The organism is Streptomyces marincola, assembly GCF_020410765.1.
GTDB lineage: Bacteria > Actinomycetota > Actinomycetes > Streptomycetales > Streptomycetaceae > Streptomyces > Streptomyces marincola.
Genome location: NZ_CP084541.1, coordinates 6,532,799 through 6,544,496 on the forward strand (window position 1 = coordinate 6,532,799; position 11,698 = coordinate 6,544,496).

At 73.5% G+C, this 11,698-nt stretch carries 9 protein-coding genes; 6 read left to right on the forward strand and 3 right to left on the reverse strand.

The features are described from left to right. Nucleotides 1–198 precede the first annotated feature (198 nt). Complete coding sequence (locus LC193_RS28485; RefSeq protein ID WP_226078255.1) at nucleotides 199–1,008, forward strand: SGNH/GDSL hydrolase family protein; 810 nt, start codon at nucleotides 199–201, stop codon at nucleotides 1,006–1,008. On the opposite strand, the gene LC193_RS28490 is transcribed toward LC193_RS28485, so the two are convergent. Both LC193_RS28490 and LC193_RS28495 read right to left on the reverse strand, forming a co-directional pair. Beyond that, nucleotides 981–2,312 carry an SWIM zinc finger family protein gene (locus LC193_RS28490; RefSeq protein ID WP_226078258.1) on the reverse strand — a complete coding sequence of 444 codons (1,332 nt, stop codon included), beginning with the start codon at nucleotides 2,310–2,312 and terminating at the stop codon, nucleotides 981–983. The genes LC193_RS28485 and LC193_RS28490 overlap by 28 nt on opposite strands. Next, nucleotides 2,309–5,227: a DEAD/DEAH box helicase gene (locus tag LC193_RS28495; RefSeq protein WP_226078260.1), complete on the reverse strand. Its 2,919-nt coding sequence runs from the start codon at nucleotides 5,225–5,227 to the stop codon at nucleotides 2,309–2,311. The genes LC193_RS28490 and LC193_RS28495 overlap by 4 nt, the downstream gene beginning before the upstream one ends. Nucleotides 5,228–5,467: 240 nt before the next feature. Between LC193_RS28495 and LC193_RS28500 the strand changes: the two genes are divergently transcribed. From LC193_RS28500 to LC193_RS28515, 4 genes are all read left to right on the forward strand, one after another. Then, nucleotides 5,468–6,526 carry a fatty acid desaturase family protein gene (locus LC193_RS28500; protein ID WP_226078262.1) on the forward strand — a complete coding sequence of 353 codons (1,059 nt, stop codon included), beginning with the start codon at nucleotides 5,468–5,470 and terminating at the stop codon, nucleotides 6,524–6,526. Between the two features lie 93 nt (nucleotides 6,527–6,619). After that, complete coding sequence (locus LC193_RS28505; RefSeq protein ID WP_086156986.1) at nucleotides 6,620–6,802, forward strand: hypothetical protein; 183 nt, start codon at nucleotides 6,620–6,622, stop codon at nucleotides 6,800–6,802. Nucleotides 6,803–7,010: 208 nt separating this feature from the next. Beyond that, complete coding sequence (locus LC193_RS28510) at nucleotides 7,011–7,403, forward strand: roadblock/LC7 domain-containing protein (RefSeq protein WP_226078264.1); 393 nt, start codon at nucleotides 7,011–7,013, stop codon at nucleotides 7,401–7,403. A gap of 96 nt (nucleotides 7,404–7,499) precedes the next feature. Further along, nucleotides 7,500–8,288 (forward strand): DUF6397 family protein, encoded by a 789-nt coding sequence (locus LC193_RS28515; protein WP_226078265.1) that lies wholly within the window; start codon nucleotides 7,500–7,502, stop codon nucleotides 8,286–8,288. Here LC193_RS28515 and LC193_RS28520 read toward each other — a convergent pair. Next, complete coding sequence (locus tag LC193_RS28520; protein ID WP_226078267.1) at nucleotides 8,266–10,779, reverse strand: DEAD/DEAH box helicase; 2,514 nt, start codon at nucleotides 10,777–10,779, stop codon at nucleotides 8,266–8,268. The two genes, LC193_RS28515 and LC193_RS28520, sit on opposite strands and share 23 nt — an antisense overlap. 124 nt (nucleotides 10,780–10,903) lie before the next feature. Between LC193_RS28520 and LC193_RS28525 the strand changes: the two genes are divergently transcribed. Further along, complete coding sequence (locus LC193_RS28525; protein WP_226078269.1) at nucleotides 10,904–11,692, forward strand: metal-dependent hydrolase; 789 nt, start codon at nucleotides 10,904–10,906, stop codon at nucleotides 11,690–11,692. Nucleotides 11,693–11,698: the final 6 nt, after the last annotated feature.

Genomic DNA, 11,698 nt, shown 5'->3' on the forward strand with positions numbered 1-11,698 from the left:
GAGGCGATCCGACAAGCCCCTCCGCCCGGGGGAACTCCAGGTGGGGGCGGGGGGAAGCGGTCGCGTTGTGCCGTCACCCGCGCCGGAGCCGGTCGTTCCTGTTCATGAGTGCGCAACATCCTTGGCATGAGCACGACTTGGCGAGGGTAAGGCGCTCATGCACGACTCGTCCCCCACAGACCTTCTCTGGGAGGTTCCATGAAGCTGCGCCGCTGTCTGACGGTTGCCGCCACCGCGGTCGCCGCCCTCGGCGTGACCGCACTCGGGCCCGCGGCGGCCTCCGGCCAGGAGACCCCTGCCGCCGCCGTGGAGTACGTGGCCCTCGGTGATTCCTACGCCTCCGGTGTCGGCGCCGGCAGCTACGACGGCAGCAGCGGTGACTGCCGCCGCAGCACCGTCGCCTATCCCGAGTTGTGGGCCGATGCCAACGCGCCCGCCTCGTTCGACTTCACCGCGTGCTCCGGCGCGCGCACCACCGACGTCCTGAACAACCAGCTCGGCCCCCTCGACGCGAACACCACCCTCGTCAGCATCAGCATCGGCGGCAACGACGCCGGCTTCGCGAGCACCATGCAGACCTGCGTGCTCCAGGGCACCAACGCCTGCGTGTCCGCCGTCGCCACCGCCAACACCTACATCACCAACACCCTGCCCGGCCGCCTCGACACCGTGTACGAGGCCATCAGCACCCGCGCCCCCAACGCCGAGGTCGTCGTTCTCGGCTACCCCCGCATGTACGAACTGGACGGCAGCTGCTGGCTCGGCATCAGCGAGCAGTCCAGGGCCGCGATCAACGGAGCCGCGGACAACCTCAGCGAGGTGATCGGCAAGCGCGCCGCCGACCACGGATTCACCTACGGCGACGTCAGGCCGGCGTTCACGGGCCACGAGATCTGCTCGGGCGACTCGTGGCTGCACAGCGTCACCTGGCCGATCGGCGACTCCTACCACCCGACGGCCGAGGGTCAGTCCGGCGGCTACTACCCGGTGTTCGAGAACCTCGCCTGACGGCGGCTCGCGCCAGGGAAGCCACCCTCGGTACCGGTCCGGTCGCCGTCCCCGCCGCCGAGCGCGGCGTTCAGGGCGGCGGCCGGGTCCGTCTCGGCCGGCCCCGCCGGCCACCAGCGCCCCCGCTCCTTGCGGAACGGCCACCACCGGCCCTCCGCGTCGCACCGCACCTGCACGCCCGCGCCGACCACCGTCCACCGGCCGCCGCCCCCGCGCAGCACCGGGCGGGTGTCCTCGCCCGCCCAGGCCGAGGCGAGCAGGTCGAGCGCCCCCGCGGGCACCGTGGCCGGCGGCGCGTCGAGCACGGCGAGCGCCGCGCGCCCGCCGAACCGCCAGGCCCGCACGGCCACTTCCATCTCCACCGGGGAACGACCGCAGCCGCGTGCCAGCCGCGCGGCGACGCGCGGCTCGGGGGCGTGGGCCGCCAGCCGCACCGCGTCCTCCCACAGGCCGAGCGGAGCGGGCACCGCCGCCTCCGCGTGACCGGGCCCGAGAGCGGCGGCGAGCAGCCGGGCGCACCGCGCCGCCGTTCCCGCCACCAGGAACGCCAGCGCCTCGACGTCCAGTCCGTCCGCCGGCGGGACGCCGCCGCCGAGCGCGGGCCCGGCCCCGGGCTCCGGCACGGCCGGCGGCGGCGCCGGCAGCGGCACGGGTCCTGCCGCCCACCGCGCGAACGCCTCGGCCGCCGGTACCCCGGGCGGCGGCCCGGCCGCCCCGGCGGGCGCGGCCCCGGCCGCGCTGCGCCGCTGCACCTCCTCGGTCAGTTCCCGCTCGCCGCGCCCGCGCAGCAGCAGCAACAGGAACGGATCGGCGTCCAGCAGCCGCGCCACCTGGTAGCTGAGCGCGGCGGTGTGCGCGCAGTGGTCCCACTCGCCGCACTCGCACTCCGGCTCCAGGTCGCCGATGCCCGGCAGCAGGTCGACCCCCGCCGCCTCGGCGTCCGCCACGAGCTGGGGCGACATCTCCCGGTCGAGCAGCGCGGCGATGTGCCCGCCCTCGCCCGCCACCGTGTGCAGGAACCGGTCCCACTCGGCGGCGGTCAACTGCCGCAGCAGCACGTCCGCGCGGTGACCGACGCCGTCCCTGCCCCTGACCACGGCGGTCAGCCGTCCCGGCCGCACGGACACGGCGCCCACCGCCCCGGCCCTCGCGTGCCGGCGCCCCTGCCGCAGCCGACCGCCGTCCAGCGCGGTGTCCTCCAGCGCCTTCAGCCAGCTCCTGCCCCACCAGGTGGCGGCGAACCCCTGCCCGCGGGCGGGCGGCAGCGCCCGGAGGACGAGCTCGTCCGGCGTCGTCGCACTCATCGCGTGCCCGCGGGACGGTCGGCCGTGCGCAGGGCCACCAGCTCGGCGAGTTCGGCGTCGGACAGCTCCGTCAGGGCGGTCTCGCCCGAACCGAGTACGGCCTCGGCCAGCGCCTTCTTGCGGGCCAGCAGGTCGGCGATGCGCTCCTCGACCGTCCCCTCCGCGATCAGCCGGTGCACCTGCACCGGCCGGTCCTGCCCGATCCGGTGCGCCCGGTCCGTCGCCTGCGACTCGACCGCGGGGTTCCACCAGCGGTCGAAGTGCACCACGTGCTCGGCCCGCGTCAGGTTCAGCCCGGTGCCCGCCGCCTTCAAGGACAGCAGGAAGACCGGCGCCTCGCCCGCCGAGAACGCCCGCACCAGCTCCTCCCGCCTGGCCACCGGAGTGCCGCCGTGCAGCAGCAGGGTGCCGACGCCCCGCCCCTCCAGGTGGGCGCGCAGCAGCCGGGCCATCCGCACGTACTGGGTGAAAACCAGCACGCTCGCCCCCTCCGCGAGGATCGTGTCGAGCAATTCGTCCAGCAGTTCCAGTTTCCCCGAACGGCCCGCCAGGCGCGGCTCGTTCTCCTCTTTCAGGTACTGCGCGGGGTGATTGCAGATCTGCTTCAGCGAGGTCAGGAGTCGCACCACCAGGCCGCGCCTGGCCAGGCCGTCCGCCTCCGACACGGCGGCGAGGCCCTCGCGGACGGCCGCCTCGTACAGCGCGGCCTGCTCGGCGGTGAGCGCGACGGCGCGGTCCGTCTCGGTCTTGGGCGGCAGTTCCGGCGCGATGCCGGGGTCGGACTTGCGGCGCCGCAGCAGGAAGGGCCTGACGAGGCGGGCGAGCCGTTCGGCGGCGGCCGGGTCGGTGCCGCCCTCGACGGCGTCCGCGTAACGGCTCCTGAACGTGCCGAGACCGCCGAGCAGTCCAGGCGTGGCCCAGTCGAGAACGGCCCACAGCTCGGAGAGGTTGTTCTCCACCGGGGTCCCGGTGAGCGCCACGCGGGCCCGGGCGGGGATCGCCCGCAGGGCCCTGGCCGTGGCGGCATGCGGGTTCTTCACGTACTGCGCCTCGTCCGCGGCCACCAGCGACCAGTCGACGGCGGCGAGCCGTGCCGCGTCCCGCCGCATCGTGCCGTAGGTGGTCAGGACCACCTCGCCCGCCGCCGCCCCGTCCAGGTCCCGTGCGGCTCCGTGGTACCTGCGCACCGCGGTACCCGGGGCGAACCTGCCGATCTCCCGCTGCCAGTTGCCGAGGAGCGAGGCCGGGCAGACCACGAGCGCCGGGCCGGCTGTCGCCGCCGCCTCCTGACGTCGCAGGTGCAGGGCGATGAGCGTGACCGTCTTGCCGAGACCCATGTCGTCGGCCAGGCACGCGCCGAGCCCCAGCGACGTCAACCGGTGCAGCCAGTCGAGGCCGCGCAGCTGGTAGTCGCGCAGGGTGGCCGACAGCCCCGCGGGCGCCGCGCCCGGCCGGCCGGCCGAGTCCGCGGACTCTGCGAGCCGGTCGCGCAGCGCGGCGAGCCGGCCGGTCGCGGTCACCTCGACGCGTTCGCCGCCGACCTCGGCGACGCCGGTGAGCGCGGCGCCGAGCGCCTCGACCGCCGTCATCTTCCGCTCCCGCCGCTCCCGCGCCCGGCGCACGTCCTCCGGCGCGACGAGCACCCACTGGTCGCGCAGCCGCACCACGGGCCGGGCCGCTTGCGCGAGCCGGTCCAACTCCTCGCGCGTCAGCGCGGTGCCGCCCACGGAGAAGCGCCAGTCGAGGGAGAGCATCGCGCCCGGGGACAGCGGCGGCTGCCCGGCGGCCGTCCGTCGCCGGTCCGTGTTCTCGGCGTTCTCGGTGTTCTCGGGGTTCTCGGGTTCGCCGACCACGGCCCGCGCGGTGAGGCCGCGCACCAGCTCGCGCGGCCAGTGGACCTCGATCCCGGCGGCGGCCAGGGCTCGCGCCACGGGCGCGCCGAGCAGCTCGCCGATCTCGTCGTCGGCGAGGGCGACCGCGTCGGGCACGGCGGCCGAGAGCAGCGGTGCCAGGGCGCCCCACGCGTGCACCGCGCGGCGCAGCGCCAGGAGCGCGTCGGTCCGCGCCCGGGACCCGAACGAGGCAGCCGCCGGTGACGTTCCCGCCCACACGTCGGCGGCATCGGCGACCAGACCGGGCTGATTGAGGCTGTGCAGCTGGAGCACCGCGCGGAACTCCGGGCCCGTCCCTGAATCGTCCCGGCCCACCGGGGCCATCGTCTCGACGCGCAGCGACAGGCGGACCCCGGCGTCCTGCCCGGCGGCCACACCGTCGGCCCACGGCCGCTGGCCGGGGAGCCGCCGGGCCGCCGGCGCGGCGAACGCGGGGCCGCCCGCGGCGAGCGCCGCGGCCGGGGTGCGCGGCAGCCCGTCGGCGACCGCGTCGAGAAAGCCGCGCAGCAGCGTCTCGGGGTCCGGCAGCAGGAGGCCGCCGTCGTCGTCCGCGTGGGGGAGGGGGACGGCGTGGGCCCGCGGCGGCATGGCGTGCGCCAGGTCGCGCACGCGGGCCGCGTCGGCGGCGTCAAGCGGGCCGAGCCGCCACGCGTCGTGGTCCTCGGCGGTGAGCCCGGGCAGCAGCCGCCCGCGCGCGGCCAGTTGGAGCGCCAGCACCGCCGCGGCCCCCCAGCAGGCGGCGGCCGGATCGGCGCCGGCGGTGGCGCGGGCCCGGGTCAGCACGGGCACGGCGGTCGCGACCGGAAGCAGGAGGGCGGGCACCGTTCGGCCGCGGACCGTGCCGTCCGGGTCCGGCAGCACGACCGTGAGGTCCTCGAACCGCTCGTGGTCCGGCACCGGCCGGCTCCCGTCCGGGCGCCAGAACGCCACGCGCGAGGCCCTGGGCGGGTCTGCCGGGAGAAAGACGGCCGCGCAGGCGGCGAGTGCGGACACGTGGGCGGGGGCGACGGGGCCGGAGGTCACAGCGCTGACGCACTCCTCGGGGTGACGGGCGGCGCGTGCGGCGCCGAGGGTACCCCAACGCGGCGCCGTGCCGGAAACGACGCCCGATCGGCGGGACGAACGGGCACCCGGATGGGGGGGTTGAGTACACCCCCGGTCCGGGGGCTCGTGCCATGGCGGGCGGCGGGCCGGTGTTCCTAGGTTGCTTGGAGAGCGTTCCCGAGGAGCGTTCACCGACGAGATCACCAGTCCGGAGAGGCCATGCCTGAGACTTCCGCCGCCCCGCCACGCACCCGTCCCCGGCTGGAGCGGGCGGACGAGTTCGCTCCTCTCCTGCGGCAGGTCAAGGGGCGGGAGCTGCTCGCCCGCCGCACCGGCTGGTACGCGGCGGGCATCGCGATCGACCTCACGGTGTTCGCGGCCCTCGTCGCCGGCGTCGTGCTGGTGGGCGACTCGTGGTGGACGATCCTGCTCGCCGTTCCGCTGGCCCTGTTCTCGACCCGCATCGCCTTCTTCGGCCACGACGCGGGGCACTCGCAGATCGCGGCCTCCCGGCGCGTGAACCGCGGGCTGGGGCTGGTGCTCGGCAACCTGCTGCTCGGCATGAGTTCCGCGTGGTGGAACGACAAGCACAACCGCCACCACGCGAACCCCAACCACCTCGACAAGGACCCCGACGTCGGCGAGGGCGTCATGGTCTGGACGCAGGCCCAGGCGGCCAAGCGCGTCGGCTTCGCCCGCTGGCTCACGCGCAACCAGGCGCGGCTGTTCTTCCCGCTGCTGCTGCTCGAAGGCATCGCCCTGAAGGTCGCCAGCGTCCAGATGGTCGCCTCCGACAAGGGGTGGGACCGCCAGGGCAGGGCCCGCTTCGTCGAGGGCCTGCTGCTCGCCCTGCACCTCATCGGCTACGTGGCGCTCCTCGCGACGACCATGAGCCTCGGCAAGGCGCTCCTCTTCGCGTTCGTCCACCAGGCGCTCTTCGGCCTCCACCTCGGGTCCGTCTTCGCCCCCAACCACAAGGGCATGGAGATGCCCGACCCGGCCGGTGAACGCTGGGGCCACCTGCGCAGGCAGGTCCTCACCTCGCGCAACGTACGCGGCGGGCGTGTCACCGACTGGATGATGGGCGGCCTCAACTACCAGATCGAGCACCACCTGTTCCCGAGCATGCCCCGCCCGCACCTGCGCATCGTCCGGCCCGTGGTCCAGCAGTACTGCGCCGAGACGGGCGTGCGGTACACGGAGACCGGCCTGATCGACTCCTACCGGCAGGCGCTGACCCACATGCATGAGGTGGGCGCCCCGCTGCGGAAGGGCTGAGCCCGGGGGCGGGGCGTTCCGCACGGCACGGTGGACACTGGACGCAGGTTCCCGTAACGAAGGCGGCGGCCCCGCCGCCGAGGAGGTAGCACGATGTCGCGTGGCGGAAAGGTGGCCATCGGCGCGGTGGCAGCCGGCCTGGTGCTGTGGGCCCTGACCAACTTCTGGATCGCGGCGCTCGTGATCTTCGGCGTGCCGGCCGCCGCCTACCTGATGCTCGACGCCCCGCAGCGGCGCCGGCTGCGCCGGGCCGGGCGCAAGGAGCTCGGCCGCTGAGAGACAGCGCGACGGCGCGCCGATGCCGGGCCCCCGCGGCGGGCCCGGCCGGGTGCGCCGCACCCGGTTCCCCCTCCCCGGTGGCGAGACCCACCGGACGGAGCGGTACGGTCCCTTCCGGATAGCGGTACCGCACAGGTGGTTGCCCACAGCCTCTTACTGGGGAAGGCTGACACAGCAGTCGCCTTACGAGAAGGGGGAGCTGGGGATGGCACTGAGTACCACGCTGGACTGGCTGCTCGACGACCTGGCGCAGCGCCTGCCGCGCGTGCGGCACGTGCTGCTCCTGTCGAGTGACGGGCTGGTCACCTCGGTGAGCCGGGGGCTGAAGCGGAGCAGCGCGGAGCACCTCGCGGCCGTCGCCTCGGGGCTGCACAGCCTCGCCAAGGGGGTGGGCAAGCACTTCAGGTGCGGCGATGTCCGGCAGACCATGATCGAGTTCGACGACGGAGTGCTGTTCGTGACGGCGGCGGGGGACGGTAGCTGTCTGTGTGTCCTGACGGGTGCCGACGCCGACGTCGGGCAGGTCGGGTACGAGATGACGCTGCTGGTGAACAAGGTCGGCGAGCACATGGGCCTCGCCGCGCGCGACATCACCTGAGGCGCAGCGCCACCGCTTGATTACACAGGGTTGCGAAATCGACTCCCTCTGGCTACAGTGATTACACAGAGTAATCGCCCGGGAGGGAGTCTTCTCATGTCCGTCACCGCCGTCACCGCACCTCACCCGCACACCGGAGCCGGCGCGTCCCGCCCGCCCGCGGACGCGACGCGCCGGCCGTCCTCCGGCGCCGGCGTCCGGCGCCCGCCCGGCGGCCTCCGGTGCGGGCCCGCCACCCGGCGCGACGACCGGCGGCCCCTCCCCGGGGGCCACCGGGGGCCGATGCCGGACGGCCCGCCGGAGCGCCCCGCCCTGCTGAACGCCACGCGTGGCGCGGAGCTGCTCCGCATCGGCACGGCGCGCTTCGCCCGGCTGGCGAGGGCCGGCTGCTTCGACCCGGTGGACCTCAGGCCGAGCCGGTACCGCGTCATCATCTGGCTCTACCCGCCGGACGAGCTGCGGGCCTTCGCGGAGCGCTCTCCCGAACTGCTCACCGGGCCCGCGCCCGACCGGCTGCGCACACGGCTGCGCCGCGGCACCGACCTCAGGCCCGTGCGCTGGCGCCACCGCCGCACCGCCCGGCTCGCCCACCGGGCGGCGGACCCCTGGAGCAGGGCGGCGGCCCTCTGCGCCGTGCTCGACCCGCCCGATGTGGCCGCCGAGGTCCCCGACCGGCACGAGCGCGACCTCCTCCAGCGGCTGCGCCCGCGCCTGATCGACATCCCCCTGACCGCCGAGCAGCGCGCCCTCGTCGCGCCGCTGCTCACCGCGGCCGACCCGGACGAGGCCCGTGTCTACCGCGACGCGCTGAGGGCGGCGCTCAGGACGGCGAGATCCGTCGTGCCCCTGCCGGGGGCGGCCGTCACAGCTGCCCGACGGCCATGACCTTGAGCACGGCCCGGCCCTCCGCGTCCGACGCCGTCAGGTCCACCTCGGCGGAGATGCCCCAGTCGTGGTCGCCCGCCGGATCGGCGAAGGTCTGCCGCACCCGCCACAGGCCGTCCTCCGGGCGTTCCTCGATGTGCAGCAGCCGCGGACCCCTGGCGTCCGGACCGGTGCCGATCTCGTCGTATTCCTGCCAGTAGCCCTCCAAGGCCGCCGCCCAGGCATCCGCGTCCCAGCCCGAGTCCCCGTCCAGCGCGCCCAGTTCGTCCGTCCGGTCCAGAGCCGCCAGCTCCACCCGGCGGAACAGCGCGTTGCGCACCAGCACCCGGAAGGCGCGCGCGTTCGCCGTCACCGGCCGCACCTGGTCGGCCCGCTCCTGCGCCTCGGTGGCGTCCTCGGCCTCCGGGTTCGCCAGCTGCTCCCATTCGTCGAGCAGGCTGGAGTCCACCTGGCGCACCAGTTCCCCCAGCCAGGCGGTGATGTCCTGGAAATCCTCCGACTTCAGATCCTCGGGGACCGTGTGCTCAAGCGCCTTGAACGCACCGGCGAGATAACGCAGCACGATGCCCTCGGTCCGCGCCAACTCGTAGTACGACACCAGCTCGGAGAACGTCATGGCCCGTTCGTACATGTCCCGCACCACCGACTTCGGGGACAGAGGATGATCCCCGACCCACGGATGGCTCCTGCGGTAGAGCCCGAACGCGTGGAACAGCAACTCCTCAAGCGGGCGCGGATGGCTGATGTCCATCAGCCGTTCCATCCGCTCCTCGTACTCGATCCCCTCGGCCTTCATGGCGGCGACCGCCTCGCCCCGTGCCTTGTTCTGCTGTGCCGCGAGGATCTGACGCGGATCGTCCAGCGTCGACTCCACGACGGAGACCATGTCGAGCGCGTAGGACGGCGACTCGGGATCGAGCAGTTCGAACGCGGCCAGCGCGAACGTCGACAGCGGCTGGTTCAGCGCGAAGTCGGCCTGGAGATCCACCGTCAGCCGGACCGTACGGCCCTGCTCGTCCGGCTCGTCCAACTGCTCGACGATGCCGCCGTCCAGCAGGGAACGGTAGATCGCGATCGCCCGGCGAATGTGCCGCAACTGCTGCCGGCGCGGCTCGTGGTTGTCCTCCAGCAGCCGCCGCATCGCCGCGAACGCGTCGCCCGGCCGCGCGATGACGGCCAGGAGCATCGCGTGCGTCACACGGAACCGCGACGTCAGCGGCTCGGGATCGGCCGAGATCAGCCTGGTGAAGGTGTCCTCGCTCCAGTTGACGAAACCCTCGGGCGGCTTCTTCCGCACCACCTTGCGCCGCTTCTTCGGATCGTCTCCCGCCTTGGCCAGCGCCTTCTCGTTCTCCACGACGTGTTCCGGCGCCTGCGCCACCACGAACCCGGACGTGTCGAACCCGGCCCGCCCCGCCCGGCCCGCGATCTGGTGGAACTCCCGGGCCCGCAGCACCCGGACGCGGCTGCCGTCGTACTTGGTCAACGCGGTGAAGAGCACGGTGCGGATGGGCACGTTGACCCCGACCCCCAGCGTGTCGGTCCCGCAGATCACCTTCAGCAGCCCCGCCTGGGCCAGCTTCTCCACCAGCCTGCGGTACTTCGGCAGCATCCCCGCGTGGTGCACTCCGATGCCGTGCCTCACGTACCGCGAAAGATTCCTGCCGAACTTCGTGGTGAACCGGAAATTGCCGATCAAGGACGCGATCTCGTCCTTCTCCGCCCGCGTGCACATGTTGATGCTCATCAGCGCCTGCGCCCGCTCCACGGCCTGCGCCTGTGTGAAGTGCACGATGTAGACCGGCGCCTGATGCGTGGCCAAAAGCTCCGTCAGCGTCTCGGTCAGCGCCGTCGTCCGGTACTCGTAGCTCAGGGGCACAGGTCGCGTCCCGGAACGCACCACGGACGTCTGCCGCCCGGTCCTGCGCGTCAGGTCCTCCTCGAACCGGGTCATGTCACCCAGCGTCGCGGACATCAGGAGGAACTGGGCCTGCGGCAGTTCCAGCAGCGGAATCTGCCAGGCCCAGCCCCGATCCGGCTCGGCGTAGAAGTGGAACTCGTCCATCACCACCTGGCCCACGTCCGCCTGGGCTCCGTCACGCAACGCGATCGACGCCAGCACCTCGGCCGTGCAGCAGATCACCGGGGCGTCGGCGTTGACGGAGGCGTCGCCGGTGAGCATGCCGACGTTCTCCGTGCCGAACAGCTTGCACAGCTCGAAGAACTTCTCGGACACCAGCGCCTTGATGGGAGCCGTGTAGAAGGTCACCTCGTCCCGCGCCAGCGCCGCGAAGTGCGCACCCGCCGCCACCAGGGACTTCCCCGACCCCGTGGGCGTGGACAGGATGACGTTCGCCCCGGAGACCACTTCGATCAGTGCCTCCTCCTGAGCGGGGTAGAGGGAGATCCCCCGCTCTCCGGCCCACGACGAGAAAGCGTCGAAGAGGGCATCGGGATCACTGTCCGGCGGCATCTGATCGATAAGGGTCACGGACCCATACTGCCCGCACTCGGCCCGCGAGAAGGAACCGGCCCGATGGCCGAAGATCGTCAAAGGCTACGCTGTGCCGCCGAGGGGGCAGTACCAGGACCACGGAAGGGGCGGGGCGCAGCCAATGATGGGACCGGCGCACTCACTGTCAGGAGCGATGGCCTGGCTGGGGGTGGGCGCAGCCGCCGCATGGGCCGGTCACCCGATGCCCTGGCCGGTCCTCGTCGCGGGAACGCTGATATGCGCGGGTGCCGCACTCGCCCCCGATCTCGACCAGAAGTCCGCCACCATCTCACGGGCCTTCGGCCCGCTCTCGAAGCTTGTGGCAATCCTCATCGGCAAGCTCGCCGAACGGGTCTACAACGCCACCCGGGGCAAGAGCGAGCGCCGTCGGTCCGGCGGCCACCGCACCCTCACCCACACCTGGATATGGGCGGTCCTGATCGGCGCGGGGTTCTCCTTCGCCGCCGTCACCTGGGGCCGCCCGGCCGTCCTCGCCATCCTCTTCATCCACATGGTCCTCGCCGTGGAGGGCCTGCTGTGGCGCATGGCCCGGGTCTCAAGCGACGTCCTGGTGTGGCTGCTCGGCGCCATGAGCGCCTGGCTGCTCACCGGCATCCTGGACCAGCCGGGGAACGGCTCGGACTGGCTCGTCGACGAACAGCACTACCTGTGGCTCGGCCTGCCCATCGTCCTGGGCTCCATCGTGCACACCCTCGGCGACGCCCTGACCATCTCGGGCTGCCCCATGCTGTGGCCCGTGCCGATAGCCGGCAAGTACTGGTACCCCGTCGGAACCCCCCGCTTCATGCGGTTCCGGGCCGGCGCGTGGGTGGAGAACAAGATCCTGATGCCGGCGTTCATGGTGATCGGAGCCGCGAGCGGAGTCGGCGCCGTCGTCCTGGCGGCCTGAGCCCTT